The 16,102-nt window shown below is 61.7% G+C and carries 23 protein-coding genes and 1 pseudogene; 1 reads left to right on the top strand and 23 read right to left on the bottom strand.

Annotation, left to right across the window (positions count from 1 at the left end; genetic code table 11):
• Positions 1-789: 789 nt before the first annotated feature.
• From IPM06_21925 to IPM06_21835, 19 genes and pseudogenes are all read right to left on the bottom strand, one after another.
• Positions 790-1,182 (bottom strand): hypothetical protein, encoded by a 393-nt coding sequence (locus IPM06_21925; protein MBK8773067.1) that lies wholly within the window; start codon positions 1,180-1,182, stop codon positions 790-792.
• Between the two features lie 91 nt (positions 1,183-1,273).
• Positions 1,274-1,480, bottom strand: a complete 207-nt coding sequence (locus IPM06_21920) for a hypothetical protein (GenBank protein MBK8773066.1) — start codon at positions 1,478-1,480, stop codon at positions 1,274-1,276.
• Positions 1,481-1,880: 400 nt separating this feature from the next.
• A complete protein-coding gene (locus IPM06_21915) occupies positions 1,881-2,861 on the bottom strand; it encodes a hypothetical protein (GenBank protein MBK8773065.1) in 981 nt (326 codons plus the stop codon).
• A gap of 17 nt (positions 2,862-2,878) precedes the next feature.
• Positions 2,879-3,550: pseudogene (locus IPM06_21910) on the bottom strand (DNA cytosine methyltransferase).
• 46 nt (positions 3,551-3,596) lie between these two features.
• The gene (locus tag IPM06_21905; GenBank protein ID MBK8773064.1) at positions 3,597-3,860 is read right to left on the bottom strand and encodes a hypothetical protein; all 264 of its coding nucleotides are present in this window, start codon (positions 3,858-3,860) and stop codon (positions 3,597-3,599) included.
• A 371-nt stretch (positions 3,861-4,231) separates the two neighbouring features.
• Positions 4,232-5,458: a hypothetical protein gene (locus IPM06_21900; GenBank protein ID MBK8773063.1), complete on the bottom strand. Its 1,227-nt coding sequence runs from the start codon at positions 5,456-5,458 to the stop codon at positions 4,232-4,234.
• Between the two features lie 364 nt (positions 5,459-5,822).
• The gene (locus tag IPM06_21895; protein ID MBK8773062.1) at positions 5,823-6,314 is read right to left on the bottom strand and encodes a hypothetical protein; all 492 of its coding nucleotides are present in this window, start codon (positions 6,312-6,314) and stop codon (positions 5,823-5,825) included.
• A 64-nt stretch (positions 6,315-6,378) separates the two neighbouring features.
• On the bottom strand, positions 6,379-6,585 hold the full coding sequence (locus tag IPM06_21890; GenBank protein MBK8773061.1) for a hypothetical protein: 207 nt from the start codon (positions 6,583-6,585) through the stop codon (positions 6,379-6,381).
• Positions 6,582-7,280: a phosphoadenosine phosphosulfate reductase family protein gene (locus IPM06_21885; GenBank protein MBK8773060.1), complete on the bottom strand. Its 699-nt coding sequence runs from the start codon at positions 7,278-7,280 to the stop codon at positions 6,582-6,584. Before IPM06_21885 ends, IPM06_21890 begins: the two co-directional genes overlap by 4 nt.
• A gap of 41 nt (positions 7,281-7,321) precedes the next feature.
• The gene (locus tag IPM06_21880; GenBank protein MBK8773059.1) at positions 7,322-8,899 is read right to left on the bottom strand and encodes a DEAD/DEAH box helicase; all 1,578 of its coding nucleotides are present in this window, start codon (positions 8,897-8,899) and stop codon (positions 7,322-7,324) included.
• Positions 8,896-9,096: a hypothetical protein gene (locus IPM06_21875; protein ID MBK8773058.1), complete on the bottom strand. Its 201-nt coding sequence runs from the start codon at positions 9,094-9,096 to the stop codon at positions 8,896-8,898. The genes IPM06_21880 and IPM06_21875 overlap by 4 nt, the downstream gene beginning before the upstream one ends.
• Positions 9,096-9,362, bottom strand: a complete 267-nt coding sequence (locus tag IPM06_21870) for a hypothetical protein (protein ID MBK8773057.1) — start codon at positions 9,360-9,362, stop codon at positions 9,096-9,098. Before IPM06_21870 ends, IPM06_21875 begins: the two co-directional genes overlap by 1 nt.
• The gene (locus IPM06_21865) at positions 9,359-9,619 is read right to left on the bottom strand and encodes a hypothetical protein (GenBank protein ID MBK8773056.1); all 261 of its coding nucleotides are present in this window, start codon (positions 9,617-9,619) and stop codon (positions 9,359-9,361) included. Before IPM06_21865 ends, IPM06_21870 begins: the two co-directional genes overlap by 4 nt.
• Positions 9,609-10,103, bottom strand: a complete 495-nt coding sequence (locus IPM06_21860) for a hypothetical protein (GenBank protein ID MBK8773055.1) — start codon at positions 10,101-10,103, stop codon at positions 9,609-9,611. The genes IPM06_21865 and IPM06_21860 overlap by 11 nt, the downstream gene beginning before the upstream one ends.
• A gap of 358 nt (positions 10,104-10,461) precedes the next feature.
• Positions 10,462-11,265 (bottom strand): hypothetical protein, encoded by an 804-nt coding sequence (locus IPM06_21855; protein ID MBK8773054.1) that lies wholly within the window; start codon positions 11,263-11,265, stop codon positions 10,462-10,464.
• A 237-nt stretch (positions 11,266-11,502) separates the two neighbouring features.
• Positions 11,503-11,769 (bottom strand): hypothetical protein, encoded by a 267-nt coding sequence (locus IPM06_21850; GenBank protein ID MBK8773053.1) that lies wholly within the window; start codon positions 11,767-11,769, stop codon positions 11,503-11,505.
• 523 nt (positions 11,770-12,292) lie between these two features.
• A complete protein-coding gene (locus IPM06_21845; protein MBK8773052.1) occupies positions 12,293-12,814 on the bottom strand; it encodes a hypothetical protein in 522 nt (173 codons plus the stop codon).
• An 82-nt stretch (positions 12,815-12,896) separates the two neighbouring features.
• The gene (locus IPM06_21840) at positions 12,897-13,232 is read right to left on the bottom strand and encodes a hypothetical protein (protein ID MBK8773051.1); all 336 of its coding nucleotides are present in this window, start codon (positions 13,230-13,232) and stop codon (positions 12,897-12,899) included.
• Positions 13,233-13,435: 203 nt separating this feature from the next.
• A complete protein-coding gene (locus IPM06_21835) occupies positions 13,436-13,768 on the bottom strand; it encodes a hypothetical protein (protein MBK8773050.1) in 333 nt (110 codons plus the stop codon).
• 131 nt (positions 13,769-13,899) lie between these two features.
• Between IPM06_21835 and IPM06_21830 the strand changes: the two genes are divergently transcribed.
• Positions 13,900-14,112 carry a hypothetical protein gene (locus IPM06_21830; protein MBK8773049.1) on the top strand — a complete coding sequence of 71 codons (213 nt, stop codon included), beginning with the start codon at positions 13,900-13,902 and terminating at the stop codon, positions 14,110-14,112.
• Positions 14,113-14,300: 188 nt separating this feature from the next.
• On the opposite strand, the gene IPM06_21825 is transcribed toward IPM06_21830, so the two are convergent.
• The 4 genes from IPM06_21825 to IPM06_21810 all read right to left on the bottom strand — a co-directional run bounded on the left by IPM06_21825 (position 14,301) and on the right by IPM06_21810 (position 15,889).
• Complete coding sequence (locus IPM06_21825; GenBank protein MBK8773048.1) at positions 14,301-14,594, bottom strand: hypothetical protein; 294 nt, start codon at positions 14,592-14,594, stop codon at positions 14,301-14,303.
• Positions 14,595-14,603: 9 nt separating this feature from the next.
• Positions 14,604-15,023, bottom strand: coding sequence for a hypothetical protein (locus IPM06_21820; protein MBK8773047.1), 420 nt, complete (start codon positions 15,021-15,023; stop codon positions 14,604-14,606).
• A 55-nt stretch (positions 15,024-15,078) separates the two neighbouring features.
• Entirely contained in the window at positions 15,079-15,348 is a 270-nt protein-coding gene (locus IPM06_21815; GenBank protein MBK8773046.1) for a hypothetical protein, read from the bottom strand.
• A gap of 238 nt (positions 15,349-15,586) precedes the next feature.
• Positions 15,587-15,889, bottom strand: a complete 303-nt coding sequence (locus tag IPM06_21810; protein MBK8773045.1) for a hypothetical protein — start codon at positions 15,887-15,889, stop codon at positions 15,587-15,589.
• Positions 15,890-16,102: the final 213 nt, after the last annotated feature.

Here is a 16,102-nt window from a genome sequence, read left to right as displayed (position 1 = left end):
CCTTCGTTGGGCGGCCAGTGCCGCCACCGCATGGTCATGTAGCCAAGCTGTTCGTCATAGGCGAGTTCAACGGGAAACGAATCGAACTCGTAGATGAGATGCGTGACGCCGTCCTGCTCCACGTAGATGCCGCCGTCGAACTTGCCCGCCGTCTTGAGAACCCGCGAGTGAAGCCCTCGGGTGGTGCCACGGTAGCGTGACGACGGTGGTAACGTTGGCGATCTTCACCTGGATCACCGATTGCGGCGCGCTGGCGACCTGGAGTGCCCAACTGGGCCGGCGAACTGATCTTGCCGCGGAACGCGCAATAGCCGTCCGCACCCGCCGGGATTGCGACTCTCGAACGTTGTGCAGAGCGGCGGGTAATAGACTGCTCCGTATCTGCGCGATCTTCTTGTCTGAACCCCGACGCCCGTTATGAATGCGGGTTCTTACTTGCCACTGGTGGATCAGCTCGTCGCCTTCTATCGAATTCACCAACAGTTGTACGCGGTGTAGAACTGTGGCTCGTTGAATCCGGCAACATTATCACGCACTACACGGACTTTGCGCGCAGCGATCAGCTACCTTAATTGCAGAGCACGGCGGGAAGGAGTTTTTTTTTGACAGCTGAAGGCTTGGTTGAGCGTTTCGGTCCGGGCTTCGACTTGCCTCGGCCCTTCCGGGAAGCAGCTCCGACTGTGGCGAACGCATCAGCGACACATCGTTGGAAAACCGCGAAAGCGACAGGAACAGCGTCGGCAATAAGCTCAACGGGTCGCGGTGCGGTGAGACAACACGGTTATGGGTTCAAACAGGCCGCAGGACACGCGCAAGGTCACTGGTACAGGCTGGGTCGGCGCGGAATTTGTGGTGCGCTAGAGGGCTTTTGGGGGCTTTCCGCAGTTTGTTTCGGGCTTCAGGTTGGATGTGATTTTCGAGGCTCAATATGTGGACGCCGCCGCCGCTGAATCGCTTTCTGTTGGCATAGACGGGTGGGTTGCCGCACAGAACAGCAACAGTTGTTCGCAGGCTTTTTCCTGCGATTTTCGCGAACTTCTTTCGGTTGCCGGCGTCGACATCGAGGTCCATGAAGAACGAACGCAACGCCCGGACGTTCTTGTGCGTGCGGACCTGGTGCCAGACAGAGCCATCAGGCCTGACGGTGTCGACGCTGCGCTCGCGGTAGGCAGCTACTGCCATGTAGGCGTATACGCCGGCGGCGTCGTCAGGCGTACCTGTTGCGCCAGTTCCCCGATCCAGTCGCAGACCTGGTTCTTGAATTTGCCGTTGATCAGCCTGGCGGCGACGGTGCGGAGCCCTGTACCGGCAGGATGCGGCGCAGGAATTCAATCGTGTCCATGGGGTCGCCGGCGGGTTTCATGGCGGCGGCGTGCGGCCTGGCGTTGAACCGGCGGCGAATGGCATAGGATCTGACGACGCTGACCGCGGTGTAGATGAGGCCGATGAGACGTTCGTCGCCACGGTCAGCGAGTGTCAATGAAGCCGAATGCCGGCAGGGATCAGCCGGTTGGCGACGAAGTTGATGCCGAACCCGATCAGCACGTTGACCCAGGACTCGATGAATGATCCGAGTCTTGTCTGGTTCATGACTCATCACCCAGCAACCAATCAACGAGTTGAATCCGCTCTCCTATCCATGCCATCACCGGGACAGCCATCGAGTTACCGAGCGCCTTGTAGCGCGACCCGTCGGCGGCCGGCTTGCCGTGCGTGAATGGGATCAGTGTGTAGGGTGTTTCTAGGTCAAGCAGGAGCGAGAAACGCTCCGGGAAGCGTTTCGTTTGGAATGCACCCACTTATGGCAGCCAGTACAGAGCAGAGCGGGGTTGCTACTGGCGAGATGCAGATCGGGGCGAGCGACCCAAGTGTGGATGTGGTCAGCTTCCCCAGTGATGCAGCGTTCGTTGCACCGCTGGCAAATGCCGCGTTCTCGTTTCCAAATCGAGTGGCATTTTTTGCGCCATCTCGTGCTTGCGTAGAAAGCCTGATGTTCTGTAGTGATTCCGCCTTTCCAGTTCTGATTGCCAGCGCCAGATCGCGCAAGTGCGGTGCAAGCGCGGCTGCAATACCGGCGGCTTGCGAGACGGGGGATACCTGTTTGATTCAGCCACACTGCTCGCAGACCACATCAACTTTCCGTGACTGCGTATTTCGTGAAGCAAGTCCGCGGAGGATGTACGCACACTCAGGGCTGCAAGCGGTTCGCGGTCTGCTCGGTACATGCTGGAAATGCTTTCCACAATGTTTGCATTCTGCGGATACCGTTGCGCGTCGACAGGCGAGGCATTGCTTGGCCACCTGAGACATGACAGCGCCACAGTGACAGTGTTGTTTTGAGGGTCTGTGCATGCTTCTACTGTAATACGTTCCCGTATAGATGGAAAGCCTTGTAGTAACTCGCACTCGCGGGGCGTGAGGCGGCGGACTTGCATCTGGTTACGGATGTAACTCGTCTGCTTCATTCCAGGCTGCGAAGCTAACGCCCCTACGACTGCCATCTCGCGTACTTCATCGCGGGTATTCTGAGCGAACGCCACCGCCTGATGCCCGCCGCCGTTCTGATGCGAGTTGCTGTGGCCCATGCTGCGCATCGTCGAGGCGATCTCACCCACGCCGAAGCCATTCGAGGCTTTGCAGTCGAAGGCGATAGGTACCAATGGCGTGCCCCGCCCCGTGCCATCCTCGCTCGCATCAAAGCCCTCGCCACGTAGGGAATGGGCAGTATCGGGCACGAGCACGGCAGGAAACCTGTTCTTCTCTGGCATCGTCTGGCCTTTTTGCAGCACCGCATCCAGGGTCTGTGCGGTCTGTCCGCCATCCCACCAGGACGCGACTGGCGGGGTGTCATGCTGAATCAAGGCTTCACACCCGTGCCCTAAGTCAGCTCCTGATTTGAGGAGGGGGCTTGAGGATGAGGAGGAGGAGTAGCTTCCGATTCCACCACACTCGAAAGTGCGCGTTCCAGTTGCGGCGGCAACGCCTTCCCTCTTTCTCGGCGCGGCGCAGGATGCCTCTGCAAGCTGTGGCGCTCAAAAAGAACTGCGGCGGCACGGCGCCAGTCTCCAAAATGTCCGACAACGAACACGCGACGGCGTCGCTGCGGAACTCCAAAGAACTGTGCGTCCAGAACTCGGTAGGCCCACCCATACCCGAGTTGTCCCAGCGCCCCGAGGAAGGTACCAAAATCCCGTCCTGATCCGCTGGACAGGACGCCGGGACGTTTTCCCAGACAAGCCATTCAGGCTGGTATCTGTCCGCAATAGCGAGATAGGTGAGCATGAGGTCGCCACGAGGATCAGCCAGTCCTTTTCGGAGTCCGGCAACGCTGAAGCTCTGGCAGGGGGTGCCGCCGACGAGGATGTTGGGTTCATAGTTACTCCATTGAGACGAGAGTCATGTCGCCGAGGTTCTGCACCGAATCGGGTAATGATGGGCGAGCACCGCCGCCGAACTTGTCGATCTCGGAGAACGCGACCGCCTCGAACCCAAGCGGTGACCACGCCGCCGTCGCGGCCTCGATGCCGCTACACACGCTGAGATATCGCACCCTACCCCTCCGGTTACCGCGCCTCCTACTGCTGAACGGGGCGGGCCTAAGTCCTTGCAGCCGGGCAGCCATCACGGCCACCCCGCTCGCGCCTGACGCCCTTGTCCATCGCCTCGAACGGCAGTAGCTGCCGCTCGACGGCGACGACGAGCGCCTTGGTTATCGCCTCGGCCTGTCGGGCCAGCAGGCTGCCGACCCGCGGCAATCCGCCAGTAGACCACGTGTGGACGGTCTGTCGGCTGACGCCGTACATCTGCGCGAGTTCGATCTTCGTGAGACCGGAGTCGCGCAGCACGCGGGCGAAGTCCATCACGCCGCCGCGGCGAGACCGAGCTGGCGCGGAGCTTCTCCGGCCAGGCTGGCGCCGGCCGCCACGACCTGCGCGCTGGGTGCAGTCTGAGCCGCCGGCTGCGGCGCGGCACCGAAGCCGGTTGAGGGGGCCGCAGCCGCCGGCGGGGTCACGGGAGAGGGGGCCGTGACTTGTGCCGCCGGGGCTGAGGCTTGAACGGGGGCGGGTAGGCGGCGATGAGGGCCTGACCAGCCGCTGATGTGGCACCCACGACGTCGATCGTCGCGCGGATCTCGGCGGGGATATGGCTGAGGTCCGGCGCGGCGGCAACATGGTCTCCAATACCGGGCGGTGTTATGGCATGTACTGTCGACGCCGGCGCCGCAGCAGCCTCAGCCGCCTTCGCGGCTTCCATCTCGGCGCGCGTGCGGCGCGTCCGCTTGGCAGGCTCGGCAGCGGGGGCCGCAGCCGCCGGCGGGGTCACGGGAGAGGGGGCCGTGACTTGTACCGCCGGGGCTGAGGCTTTGATCAGTTCCATGAAGTCGATGCCGGTCAGCGCCTGGTAGGTGCGCAGGCCGGCGTGGGTCTCCAGGCCGCCGACAGCCGTCACCGCCGCCTGTACGTGGGGCCAAGGCCGGCGAACGGCGCCTCGGCGGTCGGGCCGGCGGGGTGGCAGCAGCGGCAGCCAGGGCATGAGCACGGGCGTTCTCAGCGGCTTGGGCTGCCAAGTAGGCGGGGTCTGTAATCTGGCTTGCCCCAAACCCGCCAGTCTGGCCAGTCGCCGCCGCAGGGGCGACGTAGGCGGGCGCGGCGACATCCGGCGCCGGCAGGCCAAGGTTCGCGGGTGCAGCCAGTGCGGGCACGGCGGCGCCGCGAGACTGCGCCGTGATGAGCCTGACGTCGTCGCCCGTCTTGCGCTCGTTGACGCGGATAAACTCGGCTTCCGTGAGGAACCGGTTGAAGCTGAACTGGAGGACGCCGTTGGCGGTCTGGTCGAATGTGACGTTGGTGACCAGCGTGGCGATGCCGTAGCCGCGACCGGACAGCGCCGACACGTAGGATCCCCAGTTCTTGAGGCTGCCCGCCTTGACCGCCAGACCGAGCATCTTGAAGTTGAGGTCGTTCGCTGGCAGCACGGCGAGCTGCTTGCTGTCGCCGCACGCGCGCACCGGCTTGCCGGTCAGCTTACTTATCTTCGAGCCCCAGGCATACTGCGGGCAGGTGGCGCAGACGGGATTCTGTTTGGCTACGACGTCGGCGTCCGGCGTCACGCCGTTGGCGGACCGGCACGTCGGTTCCAGGTGCTCGCCTTCGACGTACTCGTCCTCGAAGAACGTGTGCGACAGCGCCGGGTTGGCGTCGACGACGACGATCTCCAGGCACATCATCGGCAGCGGCGGCTGGCCGGCGGCGGCGGGCGCCATCATCAGGACAGTCGTTTCGTCGCCGTCCTTGATGCTGAACTTGTTGGCCTTGATGCCGATGGACGGGAAACCGCCCGACCGCACGCCGCCGGTAGCCGCCGCGTTGGCAGCAGCGATAGCTGCCGCGATGTCGGGGCTCTGAAGGTGGGCGGGAAGTTGCAGGTTGCTGGGGACTATGGATACTGCTGTACTCATGATTGATTCTCCTGGGTTGAAGTAAGTGCGTTGCGTATTGCGGTGAGCTGGTTAATCATACCGACATCTTCGAAGTCCCGGGGCGCGCGTCGGCGTTTCCATCGCCCCGGCCTGGCTTCTGATTTCTGCGCGGCAGAGATTCCGTCGAGGTGTGAATGAAAGTTGTTCCCTGCCCTACTTTGCCCGGAAGTCAGCATGTTGTAGCAGGGCCAGCAGATGTTGTCGTTAAACTTGCCTTGGTCACTGCGGTTCTGGCAACCGTAGACGACACACTTACGGGCTGGCATCGGCGGGCACGGCGGTACGGGCGGCGGGGTCCAGCCAAGTTTTACCAGCGAGTCGACCAACTGCGAATGGTACGTGTTCATGCCTTCCCCCTGCGCCACGCCAAATCCTTGAAACTCGTGTACCGGATCCCCGGCGGCTGGTCGCCGGCTTCGATCAGTTCCTTCGTGACGGTCTTATTTACTGCCTTGTTCAGCAGCGACCAGAGGCCATGGCGTTCGATGTGGCCGAGGATGTATTCCCACGCCATCTTCTGGTTCTGATTCCTGGCGACTGTGGCGAGGTCGTCGGGCGGCGCGGCCTCGCAGAGGATGCGATGGATGACTTGATCCATGTTATCCACGGTCACGCTGTCCTTGGTCGTCCAGAACGTCATGTGGCCCGTGGATGAACTCTTCCATTGCTGGGCGCCGGTCTTGAGCAGTTCGGCTTTGATGAAGCCCTCGCACAGCGCCATCTCCTCCATCATCGGCGCCAGCCTGGCCTTGCTCTCGGCCTGGACGGCAGTGATCTGCTCGTCCAGCTCGAATCGACGACTCATTACCTCGTCGAGGTTGATGTCTTCACTCATGGTTCCCTCCATCAGGTTGGTGATTGTAGCAGGTAAGACTGTAAAGTTCTTGGCAGGTTCAATTTTATTTTACTACGCTGAAGAAGTAAGCGAGTTCCTGCCGGGCCGCGTCGCGTTCCTGCTCCACAACAAGGAGTTCGACAGCAAGTTGTTCGAGCCGGGTCGCCGCCAGTCGCGCGTCTCGCACGACGTGGTCGTTCCACCCGTAGGGGTTCCGCAGGACGTGCAGGATGTGGTCGATCTTGGCCAGGTCGATGGTTGCGGCGGTCATTCGCAGTACCCTGAACCGCAGCCGTCGTGTTCTGGCTCATACTTACCGCGGGGGGAGTGCGCCCACTCGATTACTTGCCGGATGCCAGTAGCGCCCATGTGGTGATACGGGCGGAACATGCTCTTGCCGGTCGCCTGTTCGAGAGCAGCAGTTCGCAGTATCTCCCGCTCGGTGAGTGCCTTGAAATCGCGCCTGTTCGCGTTGGCGCAGGGGGAGCACTCCTGCGACCTGTGTGGAAGGATCGGCATCCCGGATCGCAGGATGATCTGGTTGCGCTCCGCCTCGGCGACGAACGCGAGCATGTGCCATACCGTGCGGGTATCGTGGAACTCATCGTGGTCAATCCATTCGGGTGTATCCTTGCGCGCCGGGCTCTCGTCGCGGCGTTTCCCGATGCACACGATAGCCTCTGCCGACGGGTCTATCTCGGCGGAGAACTCATTGAACACCTTACCCTTGAGTTCGTAGGAACACCACGTCTTGCCCGGCATCGGGAAGCCCTTCTTCCTGAGCATGAGTTCCTCGAAGGTCTCTCCCCTGCGGATGCGATGGAACTCGAATCCATATCGGCGTGACAGCGCTTCGACGGCGTCAACCCGCGCAGCCCAGAATGACGCCGCCCATCCGGTGTCGATGTAGCACACATGGACTGGGCAGACGGAAGCCAGGCCACCCTCATGCGCGAGTTGAATCATGGCTACCGAGTCGTTCCCGGCGGAGCATGACAAGAGGAGCATTATATTAACCCCTCCTTCTTCTCAACCATGTCGAGAAGCAGCCCCTGGAACGCCTGACGTTCGACCAGTCGCTTGTACACGCGCCGCTCGACCGCCGCGCCGCTGAGGTTCACGATGCACGTCGTTCTCTTCTGTCCGGGCCGCGTGATGCGGGCGCAGGCCTGAGTGTACGTGTCGTTGCTGTCGACGCCTGTCCACCACACGATGACAGACGCGCAATTTAATGTCAGCCCATGAGACATGGTGCCTGGATGCGCCACGATGATCTCCAGGTCGGACTTCTCGTCCTCGAACTTGAGGAAGATTTCGTTGCGTTCCTTGACCGGTGTGTCCCCGGTGATGATCGCCGTCTGCCAGTGCTTGTTCAGTTCGCGGGCGATCATGGTGGTCATGGACGTGAACGGCACGAACACCAGGATCTTGCCGCCGGCCTCCTCGATGACCTCCATCAGGGTTTCCAGGCGGGTGCCGGTGTCGATCTCGTGCGGCACGCCGTCCGTGTCATATACGCAGCCGCCGGCGATTTGCAGCGCCTTGTTGAGTTTCACCCCCTGATTGACTGCACTGATACGCTTGCCCTCGATCTCTGTCATGAGTTCACGCATGAGTTCTTTCAGATACTTGGTCTGCTCTGCTGACAGCACCACGTCACGTGTCTCGTACAGCGTCGGCGGTAGATCTACGCAGTCATCACGCTTGAATCGTATGGCGGGCCGCATACATTGATGTACGATTCCAGTTGCCTCGGGTCGCGGCGTCCAGACGTAGTCGGACTGGTGGTCCATGACCATGGCGCGAAACTGGCCGAAGAACTTGGGCACCGTCGTCGGCGTGATGAGGCGGCACTGTGCATAGGCGTCCGTTGGCGCGTTGGGGGTTGGTGCCCCGGTCATACCCCACACCCAGGGTTTCGGCTTGCCGCCGGCGGGATACAGGAACTCGTCGAGCGCTTTCCATACCCCAGTGTTTTTGTTGCGGTACTTTGCGAGTTCGTCGATTATGACGACGTCGATGTCGGGCCTCGCGGCAAGTTCCTTCGCGATAACGGCGAGGCCCTCGTGATTGATGATGTAGAAGTCGTGGGGCTGGGCAAGCAGGCGGCGACGCCGCTCGGCTGACCCGTGCAGCACGGCGAACCGGCGATGCGTGAAGTGCACGAACAACGTATCCGCCCAGGTTCTCTCAAGCGTGGAGAGTGGGGCTACAACGAGCGTTCGATGCCCATACCCTTCGGTCATGAGGTAGTCGGCAGCCCAGCAAGCCGTACCCGTTTTGGAAGTGCCCATGTCATTGAGCACGTAGCAGTGCGGGTTGGACAACATGAAGCCCGCCGTGATGTACTGGTGGCCGAACGGCTGCGGCCATCGCGTAACATCGCGCGGCCACGAGTAGTAGTGCTGTATCGGCGACTCAGCCGGCACGCCCAGCAGCGCGAGCCTGGCGACGGCGTCGACGGTGTGCGGCATGCAGACGAAGCCCGGCGCCAGCGCCTCGGCACCGCGGATGGTAGCCAGCACTCGCGGGTCGTCGGTCTCGACCACCAGCGCGCGGTCGTCGGGGAGGACGGTGGCGGTCACTCCCCCAGAACCTCAACCGCCCGACGGTACGCGGCGCAGCGCGCCGGCTGCTTGCAGAACTGGTCGCAGACGCGCTCGTACTCGACAACCAGATCCCGGAGTATCTCCGGCGCCAGGTCTCGTAGCTGGCGTTCGCGCAGCACGCGCGCCACGCGGTCGGCGTGCTCGGCGTTGCCCACGGTGTGGATGTCAGCCATCACTGGTCTCCCGGCACGGCGAGCCCGAGTTGCAGCCGCAACATGCGGCGACTCATCTCCATGCCGTCGATGTAGCCGGTCTCGTATGACTTCGTAGCTGCGTCGGCGTGCCGGGAGACCAGTTCGCCTATCGTATCGATCATCATCTCCTGGAACTGTGTCTTCTCCCAGGGGACATCGATCGGCACTACGCCGCTCTTGAGTTGCCCTACAGCATAGGCGCATTCATCGCGTTCTTTCCTGTGGCGATCATACACATCGTTCATGGCTTCTCTCCTGTCAAGGTCGGAATCACAAACTGCACCTGGTCAGCCGGCACGCTTTCGACGCGACCATCGGGCCACTCTACAATGGCGGTCGTGTAGTTGCCTGGACCGCCATCAAGTTCCTCGTATCCGACGCCAAACTGATGGAACAGCGCCTCGCCCTGTGGCTCCAGAACATACGTTTTCTTGTACGTACTTCCTTCGACTGAGTGCGCTATGAACTTGCTGACAGTCACTTTCCTGAGATCATTTCCCATGCTTCTCTCCCGTCAAGTCTCGAATGGTGGCCTCCAGTGCCGCCAGGTCGTCGTAGCCGTCGCAGCAGATGGACAGCCCGCCGGCCCCGAGCACGCCCTCCATGAACTCCTCCTGATGCGCCGACATGCCGCGCCGCAGCTCGCCGCGGCGGCCCGGCCGCTTGGCCTCGATGCTCAGGAACACGCCGATCTTCTTGCCGACCATCGCAGGCGTGATGACGACAGGCAGGGCGGCGATCCTGTCGTGTATGCCGTGCACGCCAAGCGCTGTCTGAACGACGGCGAAGTTGAAGGCGTCGCGGCGGTCACACCACTGTCGAACGACGTCCTTAACGTGGTTCTCTGTCTCCAGGTTCTTCATTTCCCCTCCAGTTGAGCAATTCGATTGAGCGCCGCGATTAGCCGGCGTCGCAGCCCTGGCGTTCTCCCGCAGCAGGGCGTTGATGGCGAGGCGCAGCGACCAGCGCCGGTACTTCGGGTACATCACGCAGCGATGGGGAGTCGAGCAGCCGTGTGTTACCGGATGGTCCCCGATCGCCCAGTGGATCTCCTCGTACTGGATCCACTCGTACCAGCCCTGGCCAGACGTCGTGCGGTGACCTCGTCGTAGTCGGCGCCGTCGCCCGTGAAGTAGCCGTAGTGTCCTCGTCTGTCGAACTTCGCCGGTTGCGGCGCGGAGTCTGCCGGCGCCACCAGCACGGCATTTTGACTGGGCGCCTGTCCTCTACCGGCCGCTCTGGTCCATCTCACTCTCCCTGGCGGCCCCTCGGCCTTGTCACAAATTCCAGCTTTGTTCGCCCCGCATTGCCGGCACGACTTGGCGCCGCGCCGTGCGCCGCCGGTCAGTGGTTGGTTCGGTACGCGACTTGCAGGCGCTCGACTTCCGGAAGTAGGACTGCCCAGATATCTGGGAGTTCCTGACGCCGGTAGGTTTCGTCACTGGTCTGGCCATGCTTGAGCCAGATGTAACTGGTGTCGATCGTTTCGAGTTCGAGGAACTGGTGGAACGCCGTCGCCGCGAACAGCGCGAGCTGGTCGTTGTCGGGCCAGATCATGCCGGCCTTCCAGTCGCCAATGAAGGCATAGCTGCCGTTGATGACGGCGACGTCGTAGATGGATCGGCACCACGCCTGCCGGTCGAAGTAACCGCACGGCTTGAACGCCTGATCCAGGGTGACGCGGAGCTGGGTGTACTTGACGCCCGGCGCGGCGAGCACCATGGCAGCCATGGGTTCGTAGGGCGCGTACTGCGCGGGCAGCGGCGTGCCCTTGGCGATGCGCTGCGTGAGGGCGTCGTCGATCCTGTTGCCGGCCAGCATAGCCTCGGTCTGCACGAACCCGACGCGGTCGGCCGAGCCCTTCGGCGCCACGTTCTTGTGGTAGAACATCCGCGGACATTCCATCCAATCTTTGCGTCGGCTGTGGCTCCACGCGATGAAGTCGGTTGTCATAGTTTTACCTGTATGGGTGTCGTGCATTCCGCGCAGCACACACGCCAGCCCCTCAAATTCCCCAAGAGGCTTCTTGTGCAGCAGGCAGTTATCCATGATGCCGACGTGTGGGCATTTCCTTTTGTAGCCGACCTCGTCCCAGGCGCGCTTGCCGTCGCCAGTGAACTCACAGAACCGGATCATTTCGGTTGTCATGGTTTTACCAGGTCTCCGTTACATAGTTCGTTGAGGAACTGTTCGTCTTGCCAGCCTTTCGGGCCGCCGAGCGGGTGTGTGAAGTTGCTGTTAATGCTTCTAGTCGTTTGCAATCCTCTGGGAAGACTGGAACTGTTGAGTCTCTGTTTTATTGCCACCGGCGCTCCGCGAGGTAGGCGGCGAGAACGTTGGGCGAAGTCGATAATCCTCGTCGTTGATCCACATGACGTTAACCCGCTAGGCGAGGATGTCAGATTTCTTCACCTTCCCAAGCTTAACCGCGAGTTCGTGCTTCTCCCAGCCGGCGAGGAACATGACGGCCTGCTTCCAGTCCTCGAAGCCCTGTAGCGTGATATCGTTGGCGAAGCCGTGCTCGTTGCCGCCCTTGGTCTGGAGGCATATCATGCCGGCCCCATAATTATGGTCCTGGATCAGCCGGAAGCCGTTGCGATCGGCCATGCCAAACGCCACATCGATGTTGTTCTTCTCTTGCCAGGGGGTCATATGTGTGCCCACCGTTCTCTGCGTTTAATTCGGCTGATAGTCATTTGCCCTACTCCATATTCAGATGCGATAACATGCTGCGGCCTGGCGTCTGCGCGGATTCTAAGTACCTGTTCTGCGTTAAGAGGAGACAGGCGCTCTTTGTGTTGGGTGGTAAGAGGGCGCCCTTTGTTGGCCGCCAGTAGCGCCGCTGCTGCCGCGGGCGGCATCCCTTTACCGAAGCGAGGGTAGCGCCGCACCGCGCGGCATGCGTTCAGGGTGGGTTATTGCAGGGCCGGCGGCCTGCGCCCTCTGGCGTCTTTATCATGCTCGTTATCCAACTGCGTACCAACATATAGATGTCGCGGATTGACACACATGGGAGTGTCGCACCTGTGTAGTACCCACAGCCCTGAAGGTATTGGCACATACACCGTGTAGTAGTGCGGTGAACAGTCTTACCCGCACTTTCAGCTTCCCGTAGCCGTCTTGGCGGGCTTACCTGAGAATATCCAGCAGCCAGTATTGCTAATGGTGTGGAAGTCTAGCGAAGCCATGATAGGAGCACTTGCATGTCTATTTCCATACCGCTTGCATTTCGATGTCCGCCGCCGCCGAACGCCTTGGCGACAGCGCTGACATCGTAGTCACCATTAGAGCGGAGAGAGCAGTTGGCTACCATCTTGGTCTTGTTCAGGGTCCAGCACAGGCCGAACGTGCCGCTCTGCACGGCGAGTTCGTGGCCGACATCAGAGGTCAGGTGCGGCGGGCAGTTGGCGGCGAGGCCAGGCAGGTTGAATTGATATTCGATCTCGACCCCATCCACCAACTTCCAGACAGAGCACTTCCTGGCGCCGCCCTTCACCACAGCCTGCACGTTCTGGTCGTGGGCGCGAAGGATGGCAGCGCCCTCGTGAATCATCCCCTCGGCATCGGAGTCCTGCGCAAAGTTATCCCGCCACTGCGCGAACGACCACGGCGCGTAGCTCCACAGCGCCTTGCTGAACTCCTTGGTGCCATCGATCCGGAACTGCCAGCGATCGTAGTCGTCGATATGTTGGATCAACTTGGGAACCTCGGTGCCGGGCAGAAGTATTCCCAGGCGATCAGGGCGCCGGAGAAGTTGTTATCGAGGGCGATGTAGTGTTTCAGTGGATCGCGCCGCCTTGAGGTAGCTGTCCACGATCCCCTTTGCGGAAACCCCTGTCCACATCTCGAACGCCGTCTTGTGGTGATCCAGCCAGACGACGCGCTTGGCCGACGCGAACAAGGCGTCCATCACTTCGCGCGGGAGCTGAAGTCGAGGATGGGGACGTCGTTGTCTTTGCAGCCAGCGAGACTTTCATGTCGAAGTCCGCCGGCGTCGTAACTTCGCCGTATCGGCACGCCACGTAGTCGGCGCTGTCACCCAGCCGGAGCCAGGCCGCGAAGGCGGCGCCGAACCCGTCGGCACAGTTGGCATGATAAATCACGAGCGGCTTCATTCTTAGTCTCCGTCGTTATCCCAACACTCGATGTCCGCATCGGCCGCCGCTGCCGGTCGGTGCTCAGTCCGGCGCCGCATTCCAGTTCTACTTCCAGCGCGATCTCGGCGGACTCCCGCGCCTGTTCTGGGGTCATGCCGCCGCAGGCCTGGTAGCGCGCCGCGCACAGTCTCAGCCATTCATAGCTGTCCATGTTGTTGCCCTCACCCATCCAAGTTGTCGAAGTCCGGAAACTGCGGCTCCGTCATCGGTGCCGGCGGCTCCATGCGGACGAACCGGGCGGCAGACGACAACAACTGGTCGACGCCCTTGTGTAGATATTCCAGCGTGTGGTTGTTGAATATCTCGCGCTCACCGGCGAGCACCGGCAGCGGGTTCTCGGATTCGTGGGCACAGACGGCGGCGACGGAGTCCCTGTAGACGTGCCACACGTTGCCGCCGCACATGTGCACCCACTCCTGCTCGTTCGCAAACCGCACGTCGGAGCACACGAAGAGCTGCGGCACGAGTTCGGGGTACGGCGCCTGACTACGCACCGGTCGATCCAGATATCGGCCCGGTCAAGCCAGTAGCCAAGGTTCTGGGCGCGCCGGAATTCACTCCCCACCACTGGAGAACCTGACGGGGCGACAGCGGGAGGGGCGTCAAGGTCGAAGTAACTGTCGTGATGCCACTTGGCAATCTCAGCGCGTGCGATGGGGACGAATCCAGCGTCGAAACAATGCCGGAGCGCCAGCAGCGGCGTTTCCATTTCCTTTGTGTCGCGGTCGCGCAGCAGGCCCTCAGTGACGCCGAACGCCGCCGATACTTCGCGGCGCAGGGCGTCGGCGAAACTGAACTTGATGAAGCCATAGTGCCGCACGAGATAGTCTGCGACTGAATCTTTCCCGCTTCCTGCTTTTCCTGCCAGGCCGATCAAAATCATGATGCCCCCTTCAATGTGTCTCCATTTTACCTTCGCCGATGAGCGGCAGCCCTGGCGCCCAGTCGGGCGTCCTGCTCATCTCCTGAACCATGAACGCCAGCGCGTCCGCCGCCGCGTCTTCTGGTACTACAGTCACGACGTCGTCATAGGTAGACAAGGCGACGCGCAATAAGTTCCCGATCTCCAGCAGTTGGCGGCTGACGATGCAGTAGTGGACGCACTGCACGGTGTTTTCGACTAGCTTGGCGCCGAATAGTTTCAACCGGGTTGCGACCATTGAAGTAACTGGCCTGGCCGTGCTCGTCGCGCGAGATGCCGTCGTATCGCATGGCCAAGCCGTTGGGCATCCAGATCTTGTCCTTGGCGGTACGCATGACGCCGTGCGCGCCGAACACCATCTCACGGCCGGCAATCATGGCGTCAATGACCTGCTCCATGAGCCCCGATCAACCGGCCGGCCATAAATGACTGATGCGTGCTCGCTGTGGACGTCGCGACCCTGGGCAAACGCCTCCACGAGGTCGTGCTGGCCAGCCAGCCAGGGCTGTGATGCGGGCTTCACCCCCTGCCCGGAGTCGCCGTGATGATCTTGTGGCGGGCGGCGCCATAATGGACGCCGCGATGGCCGAGAGTTCGGGGCGGTTCTCGTTGTGTTTGGACGAGATGTTCAGCCAGTTCATCTTGTCGCCGCCGCCCATGCGAAATGTGTGCGCGGCTCCATAGGACACGTATCTGGGCATCACGCCGCGCTCGGCGCACTGCTGGTACCGTGCGGCTCGCGTTTCGACGATGTTCGATTTCACGGCTATGCGCGCCTCGGCGACGCACCGGACCTCCTCGTCTTCGTCCTCCAGCAGATCCTGCATGCGGGGTCCGTCTTGGCGAAGGCGTAGATCTGCTCGCCGGTCGTGGGACTGGTCTTTACAGGCGGCTCGACGCCGTACTCCCGCAGCAGGGCGGCGAGCTTGTCGTTGGACCCCACGCTCTTCTTGTCGACGCGGTGCCCGCGCACTTCTTGCACGGCAGCACGAGGTCGGGCGAGATGGCCTGGGTTCGGTCGGCGCCATCGCCGCCGCACACTGGGCACAGCATGCCGATGCGCCGCAGCACGTCGATCTTGCGCTGGCGCTCCGTCGCTACCGCGCCCTTCAACTTCCCCACATCGCCGCAGAACATAGGCTCCGTGAACATGCGCACTACAGCGTCGATAACTCGCAGTTCATCGGCCGGCATCTGCTCCAGGAATATCTGCGCCAGGTCGTAGGTGCGCTCGCAGTCGTTGACGCAATAGGCGCCGTATTCGCGGATCTCGGCGGCGCTGAAGTCGGCGCGGGTGCTTCCCCCCTTTGGCGAACGTCACGTAGTCGCCCTTGCGGCCGGGCAGGTGGCGGATGCAGAGGTCGTGCAGGAGTTGCCGCTTTCGGCCCATCTAGGCGCGCGCCATGCTCAGCGTGTCGATTGCAGGGCCGGACGGATGCCGTGGTGATGGAGAGGATGAGGCCATCAAAGTGGCTGTGATGACAAATGAGTGCCGTGTTGTCCTCAGTCCACTTCTCGCAGGAACGCGGCGGCGCGGTCGGGTAGCAGCCAGAACGCCTTGGTGTTGTTGCATCTTGACGCCCAGCAGGATCTCCTCGAAACGGCCATCACGGACATACGCCTCCGTCGTCATGTTCGACAGCGTGTAGTCGGCGGCGTAGTATGTCTCTATGTCAACAACAATTACGTCCATTCCGGAACATCCTTGTAGGTTTCCCTGCGAACAACTAGGCTTATTGCCCGCTGACTAACCCCATACGCGGCCGCTAGCGGTATCTGAAGCGCTGCCCCGGAGTCATATGCCCGCCTGATCTCCTGTACCTGTGCTGCGGTTAGTTTCGCGTTAGCGTGCTGACTTCGAGGTTGTATTTTTCTCCCCTTCGCATATGCGTCAAGCATATTGGCT

This window comes from Hyphomicrobiales bacterium (assembly GCA_016710435.1).
In the GTDB taxonomy this organism is placed as follows: Bacteria; Pseudomonadota; Alphaproteobacteria; order Rhizobiales; family Aestuariivirgaceae; genus Aestuariivirga.
The sequence above is the reverse complement of the archived record's forward strand: the minus strand, read 5'-3'. Positions and strand labels throughout refer to the sequence as shown.

Bases quoted from the DNA above. Each gene is read 5' to 3' on its own strand.
- IPM06_21850 (MBK8773053.1), bottom strand. From the start codon at position 11,769: ATGACCCCCTGGCAAGAGAAGAACAACATCGATGTGGCGTTTGGCATG.
- IPM06_21865 (MBK8773056.1), bottom strand. From the start codon at position 9,619: ATGGGAAATGATCTCAGGAAAGTGACTGTCAGCAAGTTCATAGCGCAC.
- IPM06_21905 (MBK8773064.1), bottom strand. From the start codon at position 3,860: ATGGACTTCGCCCGCGTGCTGCGCGACTCCGGTCTCACGAAGATCGAA.
- IPM06_21885 (MBK8773060.1), bottom strand. From the start codon at position 7,280: ATGATTCAACTCGCGCATGAGGGTGGCCTGGCTTCCGTCTGCCCAGTC.
- IPM06_21875 (MBK8773058.1), bottom strand. From the start codon at position 9,096: ATGGCTGACATCCACACCGTGGGCAACGCCGAGCACGCCGACCGCGTG.
- IPM06_21825 (MBK8773048.1), bottom strand. From the start codon at position 14,594: ATGGAGCAGGTCATTGACGCCATGATTGCCGGCCGTGAGATGGTGTTC.
- IPM06_21840 (MBK8773051.1), bottom strand. From the start codon at position 13,232: ATGAAGCCGCTCGTGATTTATCATGCCAACTGTGCCGACGGGTTCGGC.
- IPM06_21820 (MBK8773047.1), bottom strand. From the start codon at position 15,023: ATGCAGGATCTGCTGGAGGACGAAGACGAGGAGGTCCGGTGCGTCGCC.
- IPM06_21900 (MBK8773063.1), bottom strand. From the start codon at position 5,458: ATGAGTACAGCAGTATCCATAGTCCCCAGCAACCTGCAACTTCCCGCC.
- IPM06_21870 (MBK8773057.1), bottom strand. From the start codon at position 9,362: ATGAACGATGTGTATGATCGCCACAGGAAAGAACGCGATGAATGCGCC.
- IPM06_21855 (MBK8773054.1), bottom strand. From the start codon at position 11,265: ATGACAACCGAAATGATCCGGTTCTGTGAGTTCACTGGCGACGGCAAG.
- IPM06_21895 (MBK8773062.1), bottom strand. From the start codon at position 6,314: ATGAGTGAAGACATCAACCTCGACGAGGTAATGAGTCGTCGATTCGAG.
- IPM06_21925 (MBK8773067.1), bottom strand. From the start codon at position 1,182: ATGGCAGTAGCTGCCTACCGCGAGCGCAGCGTCGACACCGTCAGGCCT.
- IPM06_21830 (MBK8773049.1), top strand. From the start codon at position 13,900: ATGCCACTTGGCAATCTCAGCGCGTGCGATGGGGACGAATCCAGCGTC.
- IPM06_21890 (MBK8773061.1), bottom strand. From the start codon at position 6,585: ATGACCGCCGCAACCATCGACCTGGCCAAGATCGACCACATCCTGCAC.
- IPM06_21860 (MBK8773055.1), bottom strand. From the start codon at position 10,103: ATGTACCCGAAGTACCGGCGCTGGTCGCTGCGCCTCGCCATCAACGCC.
- IPM06_21810 (MBK8773045.1), bottom strand. From the start codon at position 15,889: ATGGACGTAATTGTTGTTGACATAGAGACATACTACGCCGCCGACTAC.
- IPM06_21815 (MBK8773046.1), bottom strand. From the start codon at position 15,348: ATGTTCACGGAGCCTATGTTCTGCGGCGATGTGGGGAAGTTGAAGGGC.